The following is a 24,007-nucleotide window of genomic DNA, read 5'->3' as shown; positions in this document are numbered from 1 at the left end:
ATGGTAGTGTGGGGTTTCCCCATGTGAGAGTAGGTCATCGTCAAGATTAAATTGCAGAACCCCGTTTGCGTAAGCAGACGGGGTTTTGTCTTTTCCGCGTTCAGTTAAAATACATGCCCGCAAAAAAGCCACCCGAAGGTGGCTTGTCGATAACGCTTGCCTATTACTCTCCGCGATAGACACAGCCACTGGTGCAGGTCTCATGAATGCGAATGGCTGACAGCTCGGGCAGCAGCGGCTTCAGCTCATTCCAGATCCATTTGACCAGCACTTCACTGGTCGGATTTTCCAGGCCAGGAATGTCGTTCAGGTAGTTATGGTCCAGACGTTCGTAAAGCGGCTTGAAGATCGTCTTGATCTCCGAAAAGTCACGAATCCAGCCGGTGTGTGGGTCAGGTTCGCCCTGCAGATAAATCGCCACCCGGAACGAGTGACCGTGCAAGCGGCCGCACTTATGGCCCTCTGGAACGTGAGGAAGCCGGTGAGCTGATTCGAAGGTAAATTCTTTGAAGATTTCCACAGTATTGTGAGCCTTAATGGGTGGCGATCGCCAAGGCGATGAAAACAGACGGCGAGTTTACCAGTAATGGTTTGTCAGCGGACAAACAGAACCTGACCAGATGGTTAAGTCAGTGGCTGCAACCGTTCAGCGAAACGGCCGCTGTCGACCAGTTCAATGAATTCGTCCCCCATCCTGCGGCTGCTGTCCATCGCCGTACGCCAATATTGCTGGCGTTCCTTGTCCCGGCCCATGAACCGTTTGAAGTCGCTTCGATCCGGCAGTTTTCCAAACGGCAGACTCGCCAGATAGTCGCGAGACGGAGCCAGAAGCACCACATCTTGCAGACGTTCCTGATCACCTCGCCGCCAAGGCAGAGCCTTGTCAAACCAGCCAGGGATGATCTTGTCCGTGAAGTGGGGGTACAAGACGATGTCGCTGCCGCTGTAGGGAAGATCCAGATGGTAATCCAGCAGTCCACCGTCGCGGAACGTGCCTGCACCGGCTCCCGGGATATCTATCACGCCTCGCATCACCATGGGTATGGAGCCCGACGCCAACAATGCCTGCCGCAGGTTGCCGGTTTGCAGATGCAGGCAGCGTGACGGAAAGTCGGTCAGCGCCAAGAGGGGAGGGGCAAGGCGTGCGTCGTGCATGATCAACCGCTCAAAATGGCGGGACAAACGGGAGCGACCCAACAGGTTGTTGGCGATCACGGAGGAAAGTCCGAGCCCCAAGCCTCCTCGATGGTCCTGTGCCAGCAACCCATGGCTTTTGACGATCATGATGTTCAGCCGATAGTGCGGATTATTCAGCACGCTGGCATCACGGCCCTGAAGGAGGCCGTCGAGCATCTTCTCACAGCTACGACTGACTTCCGCCATGGTCACGCCTTTGGCGAAGCTCTGCTCGTTGTACAGACGCCCAAGCAACACCAACCCTGCGACCGGGTCGGGCAAGCATGCACTCGCGAAACGCCACGAGCCAATCGAAGCGCCGATCAACGAGCGTTCACGGGGCGCTCTCGGCAGCCATTCGCCGAACAGTGCCAGGTCAAGCCCCTGAATGCCCAAGGCTTTGGGACCGCCGGCAGCGCCGGGAATCGTACCGACGTCTGCGGGCACCAGGCCGTGTTCACGGATGCGAGCCAGTGCGCGCTTTCCGGCTTTTATGGTCAGTGCTGCGGACTTGATCTTGATGGCGCTCATGGGCACCCCGTTTTGAACAGGCTCGCGATTATACCTGCCGGGATATCGCCAACGCAGCTTGCTGATTCATTGGGTGATGGCATCTAGCCAGATAAATTCAGCTTCAATTAAGTTCGGGTGTTTATTGTGGGACCCGTAAACATCGTCACGACTACGGAGATTCAACATGAAAACCCTGACTGCCTTTTTTGCTGCTTCTGCCATCGCTGTCACCGCTGGTTACGTTCAGGCCAAGGACCTTGGCCCGGATGAAGCGCTCAGGCTGCGGGATGCGGGTACTATTCAGTCTTTCGAAAAACTCAATGCGGTGGCGCTGGCCAAACACCCTGAGGCCAGCATTACCGACACTGAACTGGAAGAACACTATGGCAAATATGTTTATCAGATCGAGCTGCGCGACGCCAAAGGTGTCGAATGGGACGTTGAAGTCGACGCGGTCAACGGTCAGATACTCAAAGACCACCAGGACACCTGATGATCGCCAATAAACGCCCCGGTGAACGCATTGCCCCCGGTGTTATCGCAGCCTGCATTCTTCTGGCCTGCGCAGCGGCGCAGGCTCGGGATCTGAATCAGGACGAAGCGCTCGAGTTGCGGCGCCAGGGCGTTATTCTGCCCCTGGAGCAACTGATCACCCAGGCACTGGGGCGTTATCCGGGCTCAAAGCTTCTGGAAGCGGAGCTGGAGGAGAAACATGACGTGCTGGTTTATGAGATCGAGCTGCTGACTGCCGATCAGGTAGTCAGAGAGCTGAAATTCGATGCGCGAGACAGCCGTCTGCTGCAAGACAAGGAAGATGATTGATGCGTTTGTTATTGGTAGAAGATCACGTCCCGCTGGCCGACGAACTGATGGCGACACTGGGTCGTCAGGGTTACGCCGTCGACTGGCTGGCCGATGGCAGGGATGCGATTCATCAGGGCGCCTGCGAGCCCTACGACCTGATCGTGCTGGACCTGGGGCTACCGGGGATTCCCGGGCTTGAAGTATTGCAAAAGTGGCGCGCCGATGGCTTGTCTACTCCGGTACTGGTGCTGACGGCGCGGGGCTCCTGGGCCGAACGGATCGAGGGGCTGAAAGTTGGTGCCGACGATTACCTGACCAAACCGTTTCATCCGGAAGAGTTGCAGTTACGCATCCAGGGGCTGTTGCGCCGGGCTCGAGGGCTGGCCAATCAGCCCACGCTGGAGGCTGCCGGTCTGCATCTGGACGAAGGACGGCAGTGCGTCATCCGTGACGGGCAGGACATTCAGCTGACGTCGGCAGAGTTTCGACTGTTGCGCTATTTCATGCTCCACCCTGAGCAGATCCTGTCCAAAAGCCACCTTGCAGAGCATTTGTATGATGGTGAGAACGAACGCGATTCCAACGTGATCGAAGTTCACGTCAATCACTTGCGCCGCAAACTGGGCCGCGAGGCCATCGAAACCCGCCGCGGTCAGGGCTACCGGTTTGGCGGAGCGGGCGGGTGAGGTCGATTCAGCGTCGTTTGAGCCTTGGTTTGATCAGCGTACTGCTGATCATCGGGCTGGTTCTGGCGCAAGTCAGTCTATGGCTCTTCGAAGTGGGATTACAGCGCTACCTGGAGTCGGGTCTGCGCAACGACAGCGAGCTGCTGCTGGTGGCACTGGTGCGCGGCCCCAACGGCCTGCAACTGGACGAGCACCGACTTTCTCCGGGCTATCAACGACCCTATTCCGGGCATTACTTCCGCATCGACTTCGATGGCGGACACTGGCGCTCGCGCTCGCTGTGGGACCTTGAATTGCCGCAGCCCGAGCAACCAGGGTTGCATGCCAATCTCGAATTGGAGAAGAGCAATCAGTCACTGCTGTTGCTGCACACGGATTACCGTAAGTTCGGCCAGAAAATTTCCATCACCGTCGCGCAGGATTACACGCCGGTCAACGCCAGTTTTGTCCTCGTCCAGCGTATAGGCCTGGGGCTCGGACTGGCTGCGCTGGTGCTGATCCTGATTCTGCAGCGGGTCACCGTGCGGCGTGCACTACGCCCACTGGACAAGGCCCGTGAGCAGATTTTGCAACTGCAGCAAGGACAACGCTCGCAACTGGACAATCAGGTTCCGGTTGAGCTTGAACCTCTGGTGGCACAGATCAACCATTTGTTGGCCCACACCGAAGACAGCCTGAAGCGCTCCCGCAATGCCTTGGGTAATCTGGGCCACGCCCTGAAGACGCCATTGGCGGTGCTGATCAGCTTGGCTGAGAGTGAAAGGCTGGATCAGCACCCGCAGATACAGGCCACCCTGCGCGATCAGTTGCAGCAGATTCAACAACGGCTGGAGCGCGAGCTGAATCGTGCTCGCTTGTCCGGCGATGCCTTGCCCGGCGCACGTTTCGACTGTGATGCCGAGCTGCCGGGCCTGTTCTCCACGCTGAAAATGATCCATGGCGAGCATCTGGCGCTGTCCTGGCAGGCGCCACCGGAATTGACGTTGCCGTGGGACCGGGAAGACGTGCTCGAACTGCTGGGCAATCTGCTGGATAACGCCTGCAAGTGGGCGGACAGTGAGGTGCGCCTGACGATCGGGCAAGTCCCTCAGGGTTATCGGTTGCTGATCGATGACGATGGCCCGGGCATTCCCGAGGCGCAGCGGGAGGACGTATTGGCCCGCGGTAACCGGCTGGATGAGCAGGTTCACGGGCATGGCCTTGGGTTGGGCATCGTCAAGGACATCATCGCGTCGTGGGCCGGTGAGATCCGGCTGTCAGACAGCCCATCGGGCGGCTTGCAGGTGGTGATCGAGCTGCCTGAACGCATCGTCCCGTAAGTCAGGTGGCGGTGGCACTCCTGCCATGTTCAACGGACTAATCATTAGGTCATGCGCTTTGCGTGGCCGGGTGATCGGGACGGAACATGAACGAATCCACTCTGCAAAACAAAACCCTGATGGTGCTGCTGATCCTGGTGACCCTGGCGTTCATCTGGATTTTGCTGCCGTTCTACGGTGCGGTGTTCTGGGCGGTGATTCTCGGGATCATTTTTGCGCCGCTGCAACGCCGCCTTCTGGCGCGCTTTGGCTGGCAGCGCAACCTCACCTCGCTGTGCACGCTCTTGGTATGCCTGATGATCGCGATCCTGCCGGTGATCATCATCAGCCTGTTGATGGTTCAGGAAGGGGCCGCACTGTACAAGAACGTTGAAAGCGGCCAGCTCGATGTTGCCCGCTATCTGACGCAATTCAAATCTCTGCTGCCGCATTTGCTGCAGCATTGGCTTGACCGGCTGGGCGTCGGTGACTTCAACGGTCTACAGGACAAGATCGCCAAGGGCGCCATGCAAGGCAGTCAGTATCTGGCGACACAGGCCTTCAGCTTTGGCCAAGGCACGTTCGACTTCATCGTCAGCTTCTTCATCATGCTGTATCTGCTGTTTTTCTTCTTGCGCGACGGTCAGGAGCTCACCCGCAGGATCCGCATCGCTATTCCCTTGGCTGAACCGCAGAAGCGCCGTTTGCAGCTGAAATTCACCCGGGTGGTCAGGGCGACAGTCAAAGGTAACGTCGTCGTGGCTGTGACCCAAGGCGCGCTGGGCGGTTTCATCTTCTGGGTGCTGGATATCCCCAGCGCGCTGCTGTGGGCGGTGTTGATGGCGTTCTTGTCGCTGTTGCCGGCGGTAGGGGCGGGGATCGTCTGGGCGCCGGTGGCGGCGTACTTCCTGCTCAGCGGCATGCTCTGGCAAGGCGTTGTGCTCGGCCTGTTTGGCGTATTCGTGATCGGTCTGGTAGACAACCTGCTGCGACCGATTCTGGTGGGCAAGGACACCCGCATGCCGGACTATCTGATTCTGATCTCGACGCTGGGCGGAATGGCGGTGTTCGGGCTCAACGGTTTCGTGATCGGACCGATGATTGCGGCACTGTTCATGTCGACCTGGGGCCTGTTTGGCAGTACCAAAAGAACGGTCAGGCTGCCGGGGTAGGGCGGATTGTCGGCAATAAAAAACCCTGCTCGAAAGCAGGGTTTTTTGTGTTTCGGCGGACCTTACAGGCCGGCGTGCTGAACCAGGGTCAGCAGCGGCTGCGGGTAGACACCGAGGAAGAACGCCAGCAGGGTGATTGCCAGCAGCATGACGCCGCCTGCACGCTGCGCCCAGTTGAACGGGGCATCGTGACGCTGGATCTTCGAGTCTTGCAGATACAGGGTGACCATCACACGCAGGTAGTAGAACACGCCGATGGCGCTACCCACGACCAGCGAACCGGTCAGCCACCACAGATGGGCTTCGACGCCGGTGGCGATGATGTAGAACTTGCCGATGAAGCCGGTGGTCAGCGGAATACCGGCCAGCGACAGCATCATCACGGTCAGTACGGCGGTCAGGTACGGACGACGCCAGAACAGACCACGGTATTCGAACATCGCATCAGCATCGCGGCCGCTGTACGGCGACGACATCAAGGTGATCACACCGAACGCACCCAGGCTGGTCAGCACGTAAGTCACCAGATAAACGCTGATGGCTTCGACCGCCAGGCCCTTGCTGGCGACCATCGCGATCATCAGGTAACCGAAGTGCGCGATGGACGAGTAACCCAGCAGACGCTTGAGGTTGTTCTGGGTCAGGGCCAGCAGGTTACCGATCAGGATCGAGGCCACGGCGATGACCGACAGAACGTCGCTCAACACACCGCTGCTCGCTGCCGGCGAGATCTGGAACAGGCGAACCAGCACGCCGAACACCGCAACCTTACTGGCGGTGGCGAGGAACGCCGCCACCGGAGCAGGGGCGCCTTCGTACACGTCCGGTGTCCACAGGTGGAACGGCACCAGCGACAGCTTGAAGCCCAGACCGATCACCATCATGCCCAGACCCAGGCTGGCAATCGGGCTTGGCAGGCCGGTAGCCGCGATGGCCTTGCCGATCTCGCTGAAGCTCAGGCTGCCGGCTTCGGCGTACAGCAGGGCCATACCGAACAGCAGGAACGCGGAACCGGCGGCCGACAGCACCATGTACTTGATGCCGGCTTCCAGCGAACGCTTGTTGAAGAAGGCGTAAGCGACCAGACCGTAGACCGGTACCGAGAGCAGTTCCAGACCGATGAACAGGCCCGCCAGGTGTTGCGCCGCGACCAGCACCAGGCCGCCGGCAGCGGCCATCAGGATCAGCAGGTACAGTTCTTCGCGGTTGCCCGGATAGCCCGCCTTGCCTTCACCCAGGTAGGCGTGGGACAGGGTGACGCACGCCAGGGTCGCTACCAGGATGATCGCCATGTACAGGCAGGCGAAGCTGTCGATCTGCAACAGCGGCGTGACCACCAGTGGAGCGACCTTGAGAGCCGGGTAGATCGACAGCAAAGCCAGGTTGAGTCCCGCCACGGTCAGCAGGAACGATTGCGAGTGGTTGCGACGCCATGCGATGCCCAGCATCACCACCACAATGGTGATGCTGGTGATCAGCAGCGGCGCCAGCGCAATAAAGTGTTGAATCGTCAGGTCCATAGCGCTCTTACCGGGCCGAAGCGAGTTGAGTGAAGGCGGTGCCGAGCCATTGCTGCACGCCATGCATGGTCGCCGAGGAAGTGTCGAGAACCGGCTGCGGATAGATACCCAGCAGCACCAGCAACACGGCCAGGCCCAGCACCATGATCAATTCCCGTCCATCCATGCCTTTGAGAATCTCTTCGGTCTTGGCAGGGCCGAAGTAGGCGCGGTGGATCATGATCAGCGAGTAGACAGAACCAAACACCAGGCCGGACGTGGCGATGGCGGTGATCCATGGTGCGCTGACGAAGGTACCGATCAGGATCAGGAACTCGCCGACGAAGTTGCCGGTACCTGGCAGACCCAGAGAGGCGGCTGCGAAGAACAGGCTGATGGCCGGCAGGTAAGCGATCTTGTTCCACAGGCCGCCCATCTCGCGCATGTCACGGGTGTGCAGGCGCTCGTACAGCTGACCGCTGAGGATAAAGAGTGCCGCAGCCGACAGACCGTGAGCCAGCATCTGAACCACCACACCCTGCAGCGCTTGCTGGCTGCCGGAGTAGATACCGATCAGCACGAAGCCCATGTGCGAAACGCTGGAGAACGCGATCAGGCGCTTGATGTCGGTCTGGGCGAAGGCCAGGAAGGCACCGTAGAAGATACCGATCAGGCCGAGCACCATGGCGATCGGCGCGAACTCCGCTGAAGCATTGGGGAACAGCGGCAGGGCGAAGCGCAGCAGACCGTAGGCAGCGGTTTTCAACAGAATACCGGCCAGGTCCACGGAACCTGCAGTCGGCGCCTGGGCGTGAGCGTCAGGCAGCCAGGAGTGCAGCGGCACGATCGGCAGCTTCACCGCAAAGGCGATGAAGAAGCCCAGCATCAGGATGTACTCGGTGCCCGGCGCCAGCTTGGTCTTCAGCAGTTCGGCGTAGCCGAAGGTGATGACACCGGTCTGGTTGAAGTGCACCAGCACCAGACCCAGGATCGCCACCAGCATGATCAGGCCGCTGGCCTGAGTGAAGATGAAGAACTTGGTCGCTGCGTAGATCCGGGTTTTCTTGCCGTCTGCCGAGCTGTGACCCCAGAGCGCGATGAGGAAGTACATCGGCACCAGCATCATTTCCCAGAAGAAGAAGAACATGAACAGGTCGATGGCGAGGAACACACCAACCACACCGCCCAGGATCCACATCAGGTTGAGGTGGAAGAATCCGACGTTACGCTGGATCTCTTTCCACGAGCAGAGTACCGAGAGGATACCCAGCAGGCCGGTCAGCAGGATCATCAGCAGCGACAGGCCGTCGAGTGCCAGATGCACGCTGATGCCGAAGCGCTGGATCCACTGGGCCTTGAATTCAAGGGCCCAGCTTGGGTCCGCGCCTGGAGTCGGTGCGTAGCTATAAGTACCGGTGGTCCACAGCCACAGGCCCAGGGCCGTGAGCAGGGACATGGTCAACAGCGCAATCCAGCGCGGCAGGGTAGGGCCGAAGCGCTCACCTTGCCAGCACAGCAGGCCGCCGATAAAGGGGATCAGGATTAGCCAAGGCAGAATCATGACGGGCTCAATTCCTTTCGCAAAGTCGCAAGGTTCATGTCAGATCGACTCATCAGACCAACACGATCGCGCCGAGTACCAGTACGGCACCTGCGGCGATCGAAGCGGCATACCAGCGCAGCTGGCCGTTTTCGGAACGGCTCATCAGGCCGTTGCCGGCCTTGGCCAGGCGAGGGATCAGGCCGATCGTGTGGTCGAGCGGGTCGCCACGCAGAATGCGGCTGATGGCCAGGTAAGGTTTGACGAACAGCACGTCGTAAACCCAGTCGAAGCCCCATGCCGCGAACCACCAGGCGGACAGGAAACGACCTGGCCCGCTGTTGGCGATGGCAGTGACCAGACGACGCTTGCCGAGGAACAGCAGCGCAGCCAGCAGGATACCGGCCAGAGCGATGGCGCCCGAGGCGATTTCCAGACTGTGCTTGGCTTCGCCGCCGGCATGACCCGCGCTTTCCGGCAGTACGCCGGCCAGTGGCGGATGAATCCAGGCGCCGATGAAGGTCGACAGCACGATCAGCACGCTCAGCGGCAGCCAGTGGGAAATCCCGTGGCCGGCGTGAGCTTCGGTCTTCGCTTCACCGTGGAAGGTGATGAAGATCAGGCGGAAGGTGTACAGCGAAGTCATGAACGCGCCGACCAGACCTGCGTAAAGCAGATTCATGTGGCCGCTGGCGAAGGCTTCCCAGAGGATCTCGTCCTTGGAGTAGAAGCCGGCGGTCAGCAGTGGCAGGGCCGCGAGGGCCGCGCCGCCGACGATGAAGCTGGCGTAGGCCAGTGGCAGTTTTTTCCACAGACCGCCCATCTTGAAGATGTTCTGCTCGTGGTGGCAGGCAACGATCACCGCACCGGAAGCAAGGAACAACAGGGCCTTGAAGAAGGCGTGGGTCATCAGGTGGAAGATCGCGCCTTCCCATGCACCCACACCCAGCGCCAGGAACATGTAGCCGATCTGGCTCATGGTCGAGTAGGCGAGGATACGTTTGATGTCGGTCTGCACCAGTGCCGCGAAACCGGCCAGCACCAGGGTCACACCGCCGACGATGCCGACCAGGTGCAGGATGTCTGGCGCCAGGACGAACAGGCCGTGGGTACGGGCGATCAGGTAAACGCCCGCGGTCACCATGGTTGCCGCGTGGATCAGTGCGGAAACCGGGGTAGGACCGGCCATCGCGTCCGCCAGCCAGGTCTGCAGCGGCAGCTGTGCGGATTTACCGACAGCACCACCCAGCAGCATCAGGGTGGCCAGCACGATCCAGAAGTCACCGACCTTGAAGTGCTCCGGTGCACGCACCAGCAGCTCTTGAATGTTCAGCGTGCCCAGTTGCTGGAACAGGATGAACAGGCCGATGGCCATGAACACGTCGCCGATGCGGGTGACGATAAAGGCTTTCAGTGCGGCGTTGCCGTTGTTGCGGTTGCTGTAATAGAAACCGATCAACAGGTACGAGCACAGGCCCACGCCTTCCCAACCGAAGTAGATGAACAGCAGGTTGTCGCCCAGAACGAGGAACAACATGCTTGCAATGAACAGGTTGGTGTAGGCGAAGAAGCGCGAGTAACCATCTTCACCGCGCATGTACCACGAGGCGAACAGGTGGATCAGGAAGCCGACCCCGACCACGACGCCCAGCATGGTGACGGACAGGCCGTCGATATACAGAGCGAAGTTCGGATCGAAGCCGTCCACCGACATCCAGCGCCACAGCACCAGGGTCAGGTGACCGCCTTCAGGCGGTGCGACGTTGAATTGCCAGATCACGTAGGCGGCGACGATGGCCGACAGGCCAATGGAGCCGACGCCGACGAGGGCGGACAGGTTTTCCGACCATTTGCCGCGCGAGAACGACAGCAGCAGGAAGCCGATCAGAGGGAATACGAAAGTCAGAAAGAGTAGGTTCATCCGCGCATCTCGCTGGCAGCGTCGATATCGAGAGTGTGGAAGCGGCGGTACAGCTGCAGCAGGATCGCCAGGCCGATACTGGCCTCGGCAGCCGCAAGGCTGATCACCAGAATGAACATGATCTGGCCGTCAGGCTGCGCCCAGCGGCTACCCGCCACGACGAAGGCCAGTGCGGCAGAGTTCATCATCACTTCCAGGCTCATCAACACGAACAGAATGTTGCGGCGTACCAACAGGCCCGCCAGGCCGAGGCAGAACAGGACACCGGCAACCGCCAGGCCATGTTCGAGGGGAATTGCATTCATGGCGTTACTCCTTTGCCTCGTTGCGGCCGACATGGAACGCCGTCACAGCTGCCGCGAGCAGCAGCATCGACGCGAGTTCGACCACCAGCAGGTACGGACCGAACAGGCTGACACCGACGGCCTTGGCGTCCACGGTGGTGTGACCGATGCCGGCGCCGGTGGAGTTGGCGAACAGCACATAGATCAGTTCAGCCAGCAGCAGGCCGCCCAGCAGGATCGGGCCGAGCCAGATACCGGGCTTGAGCCAGGCGCGTTCCTGCTGAACCGAGGCCGGGCCAAGGTTCAGCATCATCACCACGAACACGAACAGCACCATGATGGCGCCAGCGTAGGCGATCACTTCCAGGGCGCCGGCGAACGGCGCGCCGAGGCTGAAGAAGGTCATCGCCACGGCGATCAGCGAAATGATCAGGTAGAGCAGGGCGTGCACCGGGTTCGTGTTGGTGATCACCCGCAGGGTGGACACAACAGCGATGCCGGATGCGAAATAGAAAGCGAATTCCATCTTTCTTCCTTAAGGCAGCAAGCTCTTGACGTTGATCGGCTCGGCTTCGTTCTGTGCAGAGCCTTTCGGCTTGCCAGCGATCGCCATACCTGCAACGCGGTAGAAGTTGTAGTCAGGGTTCTTGCCGGGACCGGAGATCAGCAGATCTTCCTTCTCGTACACCAGATCCTGACGCTTGAACTCGGCCATCTCGAAATCCGGGGTGAGCTGGATTGCGGTGGTCGGGCAGGCTTCTTCACAGAGACCGCAGAAGATGCAACGCGAGAAGTTGATGCGGAAGAAGTCCGGGTACCAGCGACCGTCTTCGGTCTCGGCTTTCTGCAGCGAGATGCAACCGACCGGGCAGGCCACGGCGCACAGGTTGCAGGCCACGCAGCGCTCTTCGCCGTCGGGGTCGCGGGTCAGGACAATGCGGCCGCGGTAGCGCGGCGGCAGGTACACCTGTTCTTCCGGGTATTGCAGGGTGTCGCGCTTGCGGAAGCCATGACCGAAGATCATGACCAGGCTGCGCAACTGGGTACCGGTACCCTTAACGATGTCGCCAATATATTTGAACATGGGTCAAATCCTCACTGAGCCGCCAGGACGACCGCAGCGGTCACCAGCAAATTGATCAGGGTCAGCGGCAGGCAGAACTTCCAGCTGAAATCCATCACCTGGTCATAGCGTGGACGAGGAATCGACGCACGCAACAGGATGAACAGCATGATGAAGAACGCGGTCTTCAGGACGAACCACATGAAGGACAGCTGAGGCAGGATGTTGAACGGACCGTGCCAGCCGCCGAAGAACAGGGTCACCAGCAGCGCCGAGATCAGCACGATGCCGATGTACTCGCCGACGAAGAACATGCCCCATTTCATGCCGGCATATTCAATGTGGTAACCGTCGGCCAGTTCCTGCTCCGCTTCCGGTTGGTCGAACGGGTGACGGTGAGTCACGGCGACGCCGGCGATGAAGAAGGTACAGAAACCGAAGAACTGCGGAATGATGAACCACAGGTGGTCGGCCTGGTACTGCACGATGTCGCCCATGTTGAACGAACCGACCTGGACGATGATGCCCATCAGCGACAGACCCAGGAACACTTCGTACGACACGGTCTGTGCCGAAGCACGCAAGCTGCCCAGCAGGGCGTACTTGTTGTTCGACGACCAGCCGGCGAACAGCACCGCGTAAACCGACAGACCGGCCATGGCGAAGAAGAACAGCAGGCCGATGTTCAGATCGGCGACCACCCAGGTCTGGGTGATCGGGATGATCGAGAACGAGATCAGCAGTGCGCTCATGGCCACGACAGGCGCCAGGGTGAAGATCATGCGGTCGACGAAAGGCGGGTTCCAGTCTTCCTTGAAGAACATCTTCAGCATGTCGGCTGCGATCTGGAACATGCCGAACGGGCCGACGCGGTTAGGACCGTAACGGTCCTGCCACCAGCCCAGCAGACGGCGTTCGACGAAGCTGAGCAGCGCGCCGCAGACCACCACGGCGAGCAGCACCACGATGGCCTTGAGGACTGCGATGATCGAATCGATCACTTCAGGGGTAAACCACGTCATTGTGCTGCCTCCTGCAGACCTTCAACGGTTTTCCCGGCCAGTGCCGGAGGAATGCCGGCCAGACCCGATGGCAGCGCCACCAGACCCGCGCCCAGCTCTTCGCTGATGTGCAGCGGCAGACGCAGGGTCTGGCCGGCAACGGTCACGTTGAGCATGGCACCGTCGTTGACGCCCAGGCGATCCGCTTCGGACTTGGCCAGTGCGACGTAGGCTTGCGGGATGCGTTCCTGAACCGGCGCGGCTTTCGAGGAGTTTTCCTCGCTGCCGAACAGGTGGAAGAACGGCACGACCTGCCAGGTACCCTGGGCAGGGGAGAAGGCGCGCGGTACGCCGGCGAACCAGCTCAGCTTGTCGCCGCTGCTTTCGATCAGGCGTACGCCCGGGTCGCCAGCACGCAGGTGACCACCGACTTCGTCCTGGAACTTGTTCCACGCCTGTGGCGAGTTCCAGCCCGGCGACCAGGCGAATGGCACCTGGGAGCGTGGTTCGGCAGAGCCCGAGTAACCTTCCATCGAGAAGGAGAACGCCGAGTCCTTGTCCTGCGGAGTGCGTGGTTCATGCACGCTGATGTTGGCGCGCATGGCGGTGCGACCGCTGTAACGCAGCGGTTCGCGCGCCAGTTTCAGACCCTTGATGCGGAACGCAGCGGACGGTGCGGCACCGACGATACCGGCCAGTTGCGCGTTGCTCGCGGCACAGGCTTCGGTGACGTGGTCCAGTTGGGTCCAGTCCACCGGCTTGTTCAGCAGGGTTGCGCGCAGGGCGTGCAGCCAGCGCCAGCCTTCGTGAACCAGGATGCTGGCGTCCAGGTAGGTTGGATCGTAGACCTGGAAGAAGCGCTGGGCGCGGCCTTCCTGGCTGACCAGGGTGCCGTCGCCTTCGGCGAAGCTGGCGGCTGGCAGGATCAGGTCGGCACGGTCGGTGGTCGCGGTCTTCTGATGGTCGGCCACGATCACCACTTTCGCGGCTTTCAGGGCGGCATCGACAGTGGCGGCATCGACACGGGTAAACAGATCGTTTTCCAGCACGACGATGGCGTCTGCCTTGCCCGAGATCACTTGTTGCAGGGCGGCGTCGACCGAGTCGCCACCGAACAGGGTCAGACCCATGCTGTTGGCTTCCGGCACGATCAGGCTCAGCGAGCCTTGCTTGTCACGCAGCTTCAGGGCCTTGGCGATGTTGGCGGCGGCTTCGATCAGCGCGTTGGAGCCCAGCGAGGCACCGGAGATGACCAGCGGACGCTTGGCGGCCAGCAGCGCATCGGCGATGCGTTGCGCCAGTTCCAGTGCTTCGCTGTCCAGGCCGGTGACGGCCGGGGCGCTCGGGTCGATGGCGTGGGCCACGGCGAAGCCGATGCGGGCCAGATCGTCGGGAGCGGCGTGTACACACTCTTCGGCGATATCGTCCAGACGGGTTTCAGCCAGGCTGGCGATGAACAGCGGGTTCAGCTCGTGCTGGGCGATGTTCTTCACTGCGGCGTCGAGCCATGGCTGGACTTTCATCGCAGCGGCCATGTCTTCGGCCTTGTTCTTCACCGATTGACGCAGACCCAGCGCCATGCGCGCGGCGGTCTGGGTGACGTCTTCACCGAGGATGAACACGGCGTCGTGCTCTTCGACTTCACGCAGGGTCGGGATCGGCAGCGGGCTGTCTTTCAGGACCTGGGCGATCAGGCGCAGACGCTCCAGTTCACCGGCTTCGATACCGGAGTAGAAGTACTCGGCACCGACCAGTTCACGCAGGGCGAAGTTGCTTTCCAGGCTGGCGCGTGGCGAACCGATACCGACGATGGTGCGGCCGCGCAGCAGGTCGGCGGCCTTGTCCAGGGCGTCGTCCAGGCTCAGCTTGACGTTGCCGTTGGCCAGCAGTGGCTGACGTGGACGGTCCTTGCGGTTGACGTAGCCATAACCGAAACGGCCGCGGTCGCACAGGAAGTACTGGTTGACCGAACCGTTGTAGCGGTTTTCGATACGGCGGATTTCGCCATAACGCTCGCCGGGGCTGATGTTGCAGCCGCTGGAGCAGCCGTGGCAGATGCTCGGCGAGAACTGCATGTCCCACTTGCGGTTGTAGCGCTCGGAGTGGGTCTTGTCGGTGAACACACCGGTCGGGCAGACCTCGGTGAGGTTGCCGGAGAACTCGCTTTCCAGCGTGCCGTCTTCAACGCGACCGAAGTACACGTTGTCGTGGGCGCCGTAGACACCCAGGTCGGTACCGCCGGCGTAGTCCTTGTAGAAGCGCACGCAGCGATAGCAGGCGATGCAGCGGTTCATCTCGTGAGCGATGAACGGCCCCAGTTCCTGGTTCTGGTGGGTGCGTTTGGTGAAGCGATACCGGCGCTCGTTGTGGCCGGTCATCACGGTCATGTCCTGCAGGTGGCAGTGACCGCCTTCCTCACAGACCGGGCAGTCGTGCGGGTGGTTGGTCATCAGCCATTCGACGACGCTGGCGCGGAACGCCTTGGACTCTTCGTCGTCGATGGAGATCCAGGTGTTGTCCTGGGCAGGGGTCATGCAGGACATGACGATACGACCACGGGTGTCGTTCTCGTCGGTGTACTGCTTGACCGCGCACTGGCGACAGGCGCCAACACTGCCAAGGGCTGGATGCCAGCAGAAATAAGGAATGTCGAGGCCCAGCGACAGACATGCCTGTAACAGGTTGTCTGCGCCATCGACTTCGAGCGCTTTGCCGTCTACGTGGATAGTAGCCATGGTTCAAAGTTCTTCGTTGGCCCGGTGTCAGCGGGCGTGGCTAATGGAATCTCGGTGCTGCTCCGGTTCAAACAGCCGCTGACGTTTGACGTTCAGTGGCGCAACCGGGGCAAAGGTCGGCGACCCTGACGGGACAACCGACCGGTCAGTCTATTGTTATGCGCCGACGATAGTCGGAGCCTTGCCAGGAACGAGGCCGCCTGCACGCGCAGGTGCGATGCCGGCTTCGAATTCCGGACGGAAGTACTTGATCGCGCTGCCCAGAGGTTCCACGGCGCCCGGTGCGTGGGCACAGAAGGTCTTGCCCGGGCCGAGGAAGTTGACCAAGCCCAGCAGCGTCTCGATGTCGCCCGGTTGGCCCTGGCCTTTTTCGAGGGCGCGCAGCATCTTCACGCTCCACGGCAGACCGTCGCGGCAGGGGGTGCAGAAGCCGCACGATTCCTGAGCGAAGAACTCTTCCATGTTGCGCAGCAGCGAAACCATGTTGACCTTGTCATCCACCGCCATCGCCAGACCCGTACCCATACGGGTGCCGACCTTGGCCACGCCGCCGGCGTAGAACAGGCAGTCGAGGTGTTCAGGCAGGAGGAAGCCGGTACCGGCGCCGCCTGGCTGCCAGCACTTGAGCTTGTAACCGTCGCGCATGCCACCGGCGTAGTCTTCGAACAGCTCGCGCGCCGGCAGACCGAATGGCAGTTCCCAGATGCCCGGGTTCTTCACCTTGCCGGAGAACCCCATCAGCTTGGTGCCGTGGTCTTCACTGCCTTCGCGGGCCAGCGACTTGTACCAGTCGTTGCCGTTGTTGACGATGGCCGGCACGTTGCACAGGGTCTCGACGTTGTTCACGCACGTCGGCTTGCCCCACACGCCAACGGCGGCAGGGAAGGGCGGCTTGGAGCGCGGGTTGGCGCGACGGCCTTCCAGGGAGTTGATCAGTGCGGTTTCTTCACCGCAGATATAACGCCCGGCGCCGGTGTGGACGAACAGCTCGAAGTCGAAGCCGGTGCCGAGGATGTTCTTGCCCAGCAGGCCTGCGGCCTTGGCTTCTTCCACGGCACGGTTCAGGTGCTTGGCGGCGGTGACGTATTCGCCGCGCAGGAAGATGTAGCCACGGTAGGCCTTCAGTGCGCGGGCGCTGATCAGCATGCCTTCTACCAGCAGATGGGGCAGTTGCTCCATCAACATGCGGTCTTTCCAGGTGTTCGGTTCCATCTCGTCCGCGTTGCACAGCAGGTAGCGGATGTTGAGGGATTCGTCCTTGGGCATCAGGCCCCACTTCACGCCAGTGGGGAAGCCTGCACCGCCGCGGCCCTTGAGGCCGGAGTCCTTGACCGACTGCACGATTTCGTCCGGCGATTGCTGGGCGAAAGCCTTGCGTGCAGCGGCGTAGCCGTCTTTGGCCACGTATTCGTCAAACCACACCGGTTCACCGTCATCGCGCAGACGCCAGGTCAGCGGATGGGTTTCCGGTGTGCGTTTGATCAGGTTGGCCGGGCCGAAGGAAGTGATGGTCATACGTAACCCTCCAGCAGCTGGGCAACGCCAGCCGGCTGCAGATTGCCGAAAGTGTCGTCGTCGATCATGACCGCCGGTGCCTTGTCGCAGTTGCCCAGGCAGCAGGCCGGCAGCAGGGTGAAGCGGCCGTCGCTGGTGGTCTGGCCCAGGCCGATGCCCAGCTTGCTCTGGATCTCGCTGACGATGTCTTCGTGACCGGCAATGAAGCAGACCATGCTGTTGCAGACGCGGATGATGTGGCGACCGACCGGCTGACGGAAGATCTGGCTGTAGAACGTGGCCACGCCTTCAACGTCGCTGGCAGGAATGCCCAACACTTCGCCGATGGCGTAGATGGCGCCGTCCGGCACCCAGCCGCGTTCTTTCTGGACGATTTTCAGGGCTTCGATGGACGCCGCGCGCGGGTCCTCGTAGTGATGCATTTCGTGCTCGATGGCCGAGCGCTCGGATTCGCTGAGAGCGAAACGGTCTGTCTGGATGAGCGTGCTGTTCATGCTTAGCGGTCCACGTCGGCCATAACGAAGTCGATACTACCCAGGTACGCGATCAAGTCCGCGACCATGCTGCCTTTGATCACCGAAGGGATCTGTTGCAGGTGCGGGTAGCTCGGAGTGCGGATCCGGGTACGGTAGCTCATGGTGCCGCCGTCGCTCGTCAGGTAATAACTGTTGATGCCCTTGGTCGCCTCGATCATCTGGAAGGATTCGTTGGCCGGCATGACCGGGCCCCACGAAACTAGCAGGAAGTGCGTGATCAGGGTTTCGATGTGCTGCAGGGTGCGCTCTTTCGGCGGCGGCGTGGTCAGCGGGTGATCCGCCTTGTACGGGCCTTCCGGCATGTTGCGCAGGCACTGGTCGATGATTTTGATGCTCTGACGCATCTCTTCGACGCGGACCATGCAGCGGTCATAGGCATCGCCGTTGTGGGCCAGCGGCACTTCGAATTCGAAGTTCTCGTAACCGGAGTAAGGGCGAGCCTTGCGCAGGTCGAAGTCGCAACCGGTAGAACGCAGACCGGCACCGGTAACACCCCAGGCCAGAGCCTCTTTGGTGTTGTACTGGGCGACGCCGATGGTACGACCCTTGAGGATGCTGTTCTGCAGCGCGGCCTTGGTGTATTCGTCCAGGCGCTTGGGCAGCCATTCGACGAAGTCCTTGACCAGCTTGTCCCAGCCGCGTGGCAGGTCGTGGGCGACGCCACCGATGCGGTACCAGGCCGGGTGCAGACGGAAACCGGTGATGGCTTCGATCACGGTGTAGGCGCGCTGACGGTCGGTGAAAGTGAAGAACACCGGGGTCATCGCACCCACGTCCTGGATGTAGGTACCCAGGAACAGCAGGTGGCTGGTGATACGGAAGAACTCGGCCATCATGATGCGGATGACGTCGACCTTCTCCGGCACCTTGATGCCGGCCAGCTTCTCGACCGACAGCACGTACGGCAGGTTGTTCATCACCCCGCCGAGGTAGTCGATACGGTCGGTGTACGGAATGAAGCTGTGCCAGGACTGACGCTCGGCCATCTTCTCGGCACCACGGTGGTGGTAGCCGATGTCCGGAACGCAGTCGACGATCTCTTCACCATCCAGTTGCAGGACGATACGGAACGCACCGTGAGCGGAAGGGTGGTTCGGACCCAGGTTGAGGAACATGTAGTCCTCGTTGGCGCCGGAACGCTTCATGCCCCAGTCTTCCGGACGGAAGCGCGCGGCTTCTTCTTCCAGTTGCTGTTTGGCCAGCGTCAGGCTGTACGGGTCGAATTCGGTGGCGCGGGCAGGATAGTCCTTGCGCAGCGGGTGACCTTCCCAGGTCGGCGGCATCATGATGCGGCTCAGGTGCGGGTGGCCCGGGAAATCGATCCCGAACATGTCCCACACTTCACGCTCGTACCAGTTGGCGTTCGGCCAGATGCTGGTGACGGTCGGTACGCTGAGGTCGCCCTCGGACAAGGCGACCTTGATCATTACGTCACTATTACGCTCTACCGACAGCAGGTGGTAGAACACGGTGAAGTCGGCGTCCGGCAAGCCACGGCGCTTGGTACGCAGGCGTTCGTCCACGCCGTGCAGGTCGTACAGCATCGAATACGGCTTGGATACATTGCGCAGAAACGTGAGGACTTCGAACAGTCGCGCACGGGCAACCCACAGCACTGGCATGCCAGTGACGGTGGATTGCGCGGTGAATGCTTCGGCGCCAAAACGGTTATGTAGTTCAACGACGACATCTTGGTCGTCAGCCTTGTAAGGCGGGATGTACAGAGCGGTGTCTGCAGTCATAGGTCTCGATCGCTATCGGTCAACGTACAGAATGAACCCAGGTTCAGGCTTCTTTTTGTAAAAGAAAACTGGATCAGACTTCGTCGGGGCTGCGCAGGTTTGTGACCTGGATACGCTGTTCGCGGCGCTGTTCCTTCTGCGACGGCATCTCGGCGCGATACACGCCCTGATCACCGACGACCCAGGAAAGTGGGCGACGCTCCTGGCCAATGGACTCCTGCAGCAACATCAGGCCTTGCAGGAATGCCTCTGGACGGGGCGGGCAGCCGGGCACGTAGACATCCACAGGCAGGAACTTGTCCACGCCCTGAACGACAGAGTAGATGTCATACATGCCACCGGAGTTGGCGCACGAACCCATGGAGATGACCCACTTGGGCTCAAGCATTTGCTCATAGAGACGCTGGATGATCGGTGCCATCTTGACGAAGCAGGTACCGGCAACAACCATGAAGTCCGCCTGACGCGGTGAGGCCCGGATGACTTCGGCGCCGAAGCGCGCGATGTCGTGGGGCGCCGTGAAGGCGGTGGTCATTTCCACGTAGCAGCAGGACAGACCAAAGTTATACGGCCAAAGGGAGTTCTTGCGACCCCAGTTGACAGCATTGCTCAGGACGTCCGAGAGCTTGCCCATGAAGATGTTTTTGTGGACCTGATCCTCTAACGGATCGGAAACGGTCTCCCGTTCGCCGATGGGGTACTGCTCGTTAGGAGCATCAGGGTCGATTCTGGTGAGATTGTATTGCATTGCCAAAGCCTCATTGTTTTAGCTTCGCCTGCCGGTTACGACGACCTACGGGAGCCCAATCGAGCGCCCCTACACGCCATAGGTAGACAAGACCTGCCAACAGAATTGCTATGAAAACGAGAGCTTCGGCGAAGCCGGTCCAGCCGCTTTCGCGGACGGACACAGACCAGGCGTACAGAAAGAGGGCTTCGATATCGAAAATCACGAACAGCATCGCGACCAGATAGAATTTTGCCGAGAGACGCAGACGGGCGCCGCCAGTAGGCAGCATGCCGGATTCGAACGGTTCGTTCTTGCTGCGGCCCCAAGCTTTGGAACCGAGCAGGCTGGAGAGGCCGAGCATGAAGGCGCACAGGCCGACGACGCCCAAAAGGAAAATGGCGAAGCCCCAGTTGTGGGCAATCAAACCTGTCGATTCGGGCATGCTGGCAGTCCTTAACAGAGAGCAACGGTCTCTGAGCTTGAAAGAGGTGGAAGCAGTGACGATATGTCGCAGTGCGATCAATTGCTGGGATTTTATGTGCAAAAGTAGGGCAAGTAAATTTTCTACATCAAATTTATTCGTAGGATTAATGAGATAAGTCACGCTTTTGGTGAGCGAGGCCGCGCCGCACGGGCATTACGGCACATTTTGTTAATTATGTTTCCCACAAACGGTAACGAAAGTTGGGTGGGTTAAATGATAATTAATATCATTTGAGTGGCGTTTTTGGGTGTGTCACTGCACGGTGACGAAGTTGGTGTAAAAGCGGCTTCCCGGGAAAATTTTATATTGGCTGTGTACTAATTAACTTTTGCGCGTCGATTCGGTGTGTCTATCAGGTAATAGTTGACTTTATTTGTAGGGAATTTCCCGTCCCTGAACGCAAAAAAGGCCGCCCGAAGGCGGCCTTTGTCTGATGCATGACACTCAGTGGAACTGTTCTTCTTCCGTGGAGCCGGTCAGTGCGGTCACCGAAGACTGGCCACCCTGGATCACGGTAGTCATGTCGTCGAAGTAGCCGGTGCCCACTTCCTGCTGGTGAGCCACGAAGGTGTAGCCCTTGGCGGCGTCAGCGAACTCCTGCTCCTGCAGCTTCACGTAGGCAGTCATGTCGTTGCGGGCGTAGTCGTGCGCCAGGTTGAACATGCTGTGCCACATGTTGTGGATGCCTGCCAGGGTAATGAACTGATGCTTGTAGCCCATTGCCGACAGCTCGCGCTGGAATTTGGCGATGGTTGCGTCGTCCAGGTTCTTCTTCCAGTTGAACGAAGGCGAGCAGTTGTACGACAGCAGCTGGTCCGGGTACTCCTTCTTGATCGCCTCGGCGAAGCGACGGGCTTCGTCCAGATCCGGCTTGGCGGTTTCGCACCAGATCAGGTCGGCGTACGGCGCGTAGGCCAGGCCGCGAGCGATGGCCTGATCCAGACCGGCGCGCACTTTATAGAAGCCTTCCGGGGTGCGGGTGCCGGTGACGAACGGTTTGTCGTACGGGTCGCAGTCCGAAGTCAGCAGGTCGGCGGCGTTGGCGTCGGTACGGGCCAGGATGATGGTCGGCACACCGGCGACGTCTGCTGCCAGGCGAGCGGCGACCAGTTTCTGTACTGCTTCCTGAGTCGGTACCAGCACCTTGCCGCCCATGTGACCGCATTTCTTCACCGAGGCCAACTGGTCTTCGAAGTGCACGCCGGCCGCACCAGCTTCGATCATGCTTTTCATCAGCTCGTAGGCGTTGAGCACGCCGCCGAAACCGGCTTCGGCGTCGGCCACGATCGGTGCGAAGTAGTCGATGTAGCCTTCATCGCCCGGGTTCTTGCCCGCTTTCCACTGGATCTGGTCGGCGCGACGGAACGAGTTGTTGATGCGCTTGACCACGGTCGGAACCGAGTCCACCGGGTACAGCGACTGGTCGGGGTACATGGACTCTGCGGAGTTGTTGTCCGCCGCCACTTGCCAGCCGGACAGGTAAATGGCCTGGATACCGGCCTTGACCTGTTGAACTGCCTGGCCCCCGGTCAGGGCGCCCATGCAGTTGACGAAATCCTTGTCTGGACGGAAGGACGGCTTGGCGCCTTGCGTGACCAGATTCCAGAGCTTTTCAGCGCCCATTTTCGCCAGCGTGTGTTCAGGCTGGATCGAGCCACGCAGGCGGACGACGTCAGCAGCGGAGTAGGTGCGGGTCACGCCTTTCCAGCGTGGATTCTCGGCCCAGTCTTTCTCGATGGCTGCAATTTGTTGTTCGCGTGTCAGTGCCATGGGGTAAACCTCGTCGCTTGGTCTTGTGAGTCTTGAGGTGAAGCTCCTTGCTCCGCCAGCGCCCGGCTTTCTTGAAGGCGCACTTAAGGCTGCTCACTGAATCGGAAAGCATGTGTTCTCAAACCTGGATTTTCTCGCTGTCACGGTAGTGAAGCGATAGCGTTGCCTTTTGGGCAGAAATGACGCGAACCGTATCGAACTCGTTAAGTTCAAGCACGATCATGAGGCTTTCTTCCACAGCCTCGAATCAGTGGGAGCGAGGCCATCATGCCTTGGCCTATTTCCTTCGTCAAACACTTTGTAGTGATATTTTTGCGTCACTACATCTTTTGTCTAATACGACTCATCAGTCAGTTTAGGGCTCTTGGGTGTTGGAGTCGGCGAGTCAGGCCTGGCACCGGCTGGTCACATTTCTGTGCGCGATGTAGTGCCATTTGCGGCACTACATAATTATTGGATTCGGGGCGTCAAATGACCGGCTAGCAGTCCGGTTGGCTGGCAGGCAGGGCCTGCAAGATTGCTGTCGCCGGCGAGCCGGGCTGCTGCAGGAGGAGTGGTGGGATTCAGTCGAGGCTGTCGACCTTGACTCGCAGGGTCATGTCGTCGCGGCCCTGGGTGGAGTAGCGGCGGGTAACGCCTTGTTCATCGGCACGGGATTGATCGCTGACGCCCGCCAGAGTGATCCACTCACCCAGTCGGCCGCTGACCTGAGTGTCAGTGCTCTGCACCTTGATCGCGTCGGCGCGTTGCTGGCTCAGGCGGTCGTTGTTGGTGCTGATGTCGAGCTGAACCCTGTCGCCGGTGACCCTTGCGGTGACGTAAAACCCGCGAGTGACGTTGCGATATTGCGTATTGGTCTGGGCGTAACCGTAGGAGTCGGTCTGCACATCGGTGATCGGAATGCTCTGGCCGACCTGGATCAGTGCCGGGGTGCCTTCGTTGGCTTGCACTTGTTGCACGCCGCCGTCGCGGCTGGCCGTGCCGTAATTGATGATGCGGGTCTGGCCGTTGGCGGTGACGCGGCCGTTCTGTGAGCGGACGGTGCCATTGACCGAGTAGCCTTGGTCGTTCTGAACGCTGTTGTCGCTGGTGTCGACACTGATCAACAGGCGTTTGGGCGCTGTGTCGAGTTGCGACAGCAGGTCGCGAAGTTCACTGATCTTGCCGGGGTCAGCATTGACGATCAGCTTGTTGCCGTAGGCGCTGACAGTGCCTTCGCTGCCCAGAAACGACTTGGCGGTCGGCAGCAGGTCGTCGCTGGTGTGGTAATTCAGAGGGATGACTTCGGTAGCGGCGGCTGCCGTGAAACTGCAAGCCAACAGCAGGGAAGCGAGCAGGGTGCGTAACGACATCGGTGTGGTCTCCGCGAAGGGGCGCATCAAAGTACGGTTATGTTCGAAATGTCCTGACACTTGATAGTGCGGCGTTGAAAACAGGCTCGGAATGCTCATTTACAACCAGCAGACTCCGCTTCCTCGCCTGTTTTCGCCTTGCCCTACCTTCGTCTCAGAACTTTTCGTACACAACCTGGAGTTTGC

Annotated in this window: 22 protein-coding genes; 5 read left to right on the top strand and 17 right to left on the bottom strand. The window is 60.2% G+C overall.

The window, feature by feature from the left end; all coding sequences use genetic code 11:
• Nucleotides 1–163 precede the first annotated feature (163 nt).
• Nucleotides 164–520, bottom strand: a complete 357-nt coding sequence (gene queD / locus ACIPL0_RS28870) for a 6-carboxytetrahydropterin synthase QueD (protein ID WP_274136153.1) — start codon at nucleotides 518–520, stop codon at nucleotides 164–166.
• A 104-nt stretch (nucleotides 521–624) separates the two neighbouring features.
• Complete coding sequence (locus ACIPL0_RS28865) at nucleotides 625–1,707, bottom strand: patatin-like phospholipase family protein (RefSeq protein ID WP_400601962.1); 1,083 nt, start codon at nucleotides 1,705–1,707, stop codon at nucleotides 625–627.
• 166 nt (nucleotides 1,708–1,873) lie between these two features.
• Between ACIPL0_RS28865 and ACIPL0_RS28860 the strand changes: the two genes are divergently transcribed.
• From ACIPL0_RS28860 to ACIPL0_RS28840, 5 genes are all read left to right on the top strand, one after another.
• Nucleotides 1,874–2,182, top strand: a complete 309-nt coding sequence (locus ACIPL0_RS28860; RefSeq protein ID WP_400601964.1) for a PepSY domain-containing protein — start codon at nucleotides 1,874–1,876, stop codon at nucleotides 2,180–2,182.
• A complete protein-coding gene (locus tag ACIPL0_RS28855; RefSeq protein ID WP_400601966.1) occupies nucleotides 2,182–2,511 on the top strand; it encodes a PepSY domain-containing protein in 330 nt (109 codons plus the stop codon). The genes ACIPL0_RS28860 and ACIPL0_RS28855 overlap by 1 nt, the downstream gene beginning before the upstream one ends.
• On the top strand, nucleotides 2,511–3,179 hold the full coding sequence (locus ACIPL0_RS28850; RefSeq protein ID WP_400601968.1) for a response regulator transcription factor: 669 nt from the start codon (nucleotides 2,511–2,513) through the stop codon (nucleotides 3,177–3,179). The genes ACIPL0_RS28855 and ACIPL0_RS28850 overlap by 1 nt, the downstream gene beginning before the upstream one ends.
• Nucleotides 3,176–4,498, top strand: coding sequence for a sensor histidine kinase (locus ACIPL0_RS28845; protein WP_400601970.1), 1,323 nt, complete (start codon nucleotides 3,176–3,178; stop codon nucleotides 4,496–4,498). Before ACIPL0_RS28850 ends, ACIPL0_RS28845 begins: the two co-directional genes overlap by 4 nt.
• Before the next feature lie 86 nt (nucleotides 4,499–4,584).
• Nucleotides 4,585–5,649 (top strand): AI-2E family transporter, encoded by a 1,065-nt coding sequence (locus ACIPL0_RS28840; protein ID WP_400601972.1) that lies wholly within the window; start codon nucleotides 4,585–4,587, stop codon nucleotides 5,647–5,649.
• Nucleotides 5,650–5,711: 62 nt separating this feature from the next.
• Here ACIPL0_RS28840 and nuoN read toward each other — a convergent pair whose 3' ends face one another.
• From nuoN to ACIPL0_RS28765, 15 genes are all read right to left on the bottom strand, one after another.
• Nucleotides 5,712–7,169 carry an NADH-quinone oxidoreductase subunit NuoN gene (nuoN, locus tag ACIPL0_RS28835; protein ID WP_400601974.1) on the bottom strand — a complete coding sequence of 486 codons (1,458 nt, stop codon included), beginning with the start codon at nucleotides 7,167–7,169 and terminating at the stop codon, nucleotides 5,712–5,714.
• A gap of 7 nt (nucleotides 7,170–7,176) precedes the next feature.
• The gene (nuoM, locus tag ACIPL0_RS28830; protein ID WP_400601976.1) at nucleotides 7,177–8,709 is read right to left on the bottom strand and encodes an NADH-quinone oxidoreductase subunit M; all 1,533 of its coding nucleotides are present in this window, start codon (nucleotides 8,707–8,709) and stop codon (nucleotides 7,177–7,179) included.
• A 52-nt stretch (nucleotides 8,710–8,761) separates the two neighbouring features.
• A complete protein-coding gene (gene nuoL / locus ACIPL0_RS28825) occupies nucleotides 8,762–10,609 on the bottom strand; it encodes an NADH-quinone oxidoreductase subunit L (protein ID WP_400601978.1) in 1,848 nt (615 codons plus the stop codon).
• On the bottom strand, nucleotides 10,606–10,914 hold the full coding sequence (gene nuoK / locus ACIPL0_RS28820) for an NADH-quinone oxidoreductase subunit NuoK (protein ID WP_400601980.1): 309 nt from the start codon (nucleotides 10,912–10,914) through the stop codon (nucleotides 10,606–10,608). Before nuoK ends, nuoL begins: the two co-directional genes overlap by 4 nt.
• A 4-nt stretch (nucleotides 10,915–10,918) precedes the next feature.
• Nucleotides 10,919–11,419: an NADH-quinone oxidoreductase subunit J gene (nuoJ, locus tag ACIPL0_RS28815; RefSeq protein WP_400601982.1), complete on the bottom strand. Its 501-nt coding sequence runs from the start codon at nucleotides 11,417–11,419 to the stop codon at nucleotides 10,919–10,921.
• Between the two features lie 9 nt (nucleotides 11,420–11,428).
• A complete protein-coding gene (gene nuoI / locus ACIPL0_RS28810) occupies nucleotides 11,429–11,977 on the bottom strand; it encodes an NADH-quinone oxidoreductase subunit NuoI (protein WP_400601984.1) in 549 nt (182 codons plus the stop codon).
• Between the two features lie 11 nt (nucleotides 11,978–11,988).
• Entirely contained in the window at nucleotides 11,989–12,978 is a 990-nt protein-coding gene (nuoH, locus tag ACIPL0_RS28805; protein WP_400601986.1) for an NADH-quinone oxidoreductase subunit NuoH, read from the bottom strand.
• A complete protein-coding gene (gene nuoG / locus ACIPL0_RS28800; protein WP_400601988.1) occupies nucleotides 12,975–15,692 on the bottom strand; it encodes an NADH-quinone oxidoreductase subunit NuoG in 2,718 nt (905 codons plus the stop codon). The genes nuoH and nuoG overlap by 4 nt, the downstream gene beginning before the upstream one ends.
• Nucleotides 15,693–15,848: 156 nt before the next feature.
• Nucleotides 15,849–17,207, bottom strand: coding sequence for an NADH-quinone oxidoreductase subunit NuoF (gene nuoF, locus ACIPL0_RS28795; RefSeq protein ID WP_400601990.1), 1,359 nt, complete (start codon nucleotides 17,205–17,207; stop codon nucleotides 15,849–15,851).
• Nucleotides 17,204–17,701 carry an NADH-quinone oxidoreductase subunit NuoE gene (nuoE, locus tag ACIPL0_RS28790; protein WP_400601992.1) on the bottom strand — a complete coding sequence of 166 codons (498 nt, stop codon included), beginning with the start codon at nucleotides 17,699–17,701 and terminating at the stop codon, nucleotides 17,204–17,206. The genes nuoF and nuoE overlap by 4 nt, the downstream gene beginning before the upstream one ends.
• Nucleotides 17,702–17,703: 2 nt before the next feature.
• On the bottom strand, nucleotides 17,704–19,485 hold the full coding sequence (gene nuoC, locus ACIPL0_RS28785; RefSeq protein WP_400731749.1) for an NADH-quinone oxidoreductase subunit C/D: 1,782 nt from the start codon (nucleotides 19,483–19,485) through the stop codon (nucleotides 17,704–17,706).
• Nucleotides 19,486–19,558: 73 nt separating this feature from the next.
• Nucleotides 19,559–20,233: a NuoB/complex I 20 kDa subunit family protein gene (locus ACIPL0_RS28780; RefSeq protein WP_400601996.1), complete on the bottom strand. Its 675-nt coding sequence runs from the start codon at nucleotides 20,231–20,233 to the stop codon at nucleotides 19,559–19,561.
• A gap of 10 nt (nucleotides 20,234–20,243) precedes the next feature.
• Nucleotides 20,244–20,657 carry an NADH-quinone oxidoreductase subunit A gene (locus ACIPL0_RS28775; RefSeq protein ID WP_400601998.1) on the bottom strand — a complete coding sequence of 138 codons (414 nt, stop codon included), beginning with the start codon at nucleotides 20,655–20,657 and terminating at the stop codon, nucleotides 20,244–20,246.
• 486 nt (nucleotides 20,658–21,143) lie between these two features.
• A complete protein-coding gene (gene aceA / locus ACIPL0_RS28770) occupies nucleotides 21,144–22,469 on the bottom strand; it encodes an isocitrate lyase (RefSeq protein WP_093466808.1) in 1,326 nt (441 codons plus the stop codon).
• 563 nt (nucleotides 22,470–23,032) lie between these two features.
• Nucleotides 23,033–23,821: a secretin N-terminal domain-containing protein gene (locus ACIPL0_RS28765; RefSeq protein WP_400602000.1), complete on the bottom strand. Its 789-nt coding sequence runs from the start codon at nucleotides 23,819–23,821 to the stop codon at nucleotides 23,033–23,035.
• Nucleotides 23,822–24,007: the final 186 nt, after the last annotated feature.

Origin of the sequence: Pseudomonas sp. NPDC090208 (genome assembly GCF_044746785.1) — a bacterium.
Classification (GTDB): Bacteria; Pseudomonadota; Gammaproteobacteria; order Pseudomonadales; family Pseudomonadaceae; genus Aquipseudomonas.
Note: the sequence above shows the minus strand (reverse complement) of the source record. Positions and strands in the feature narration are given on the sequence as shown.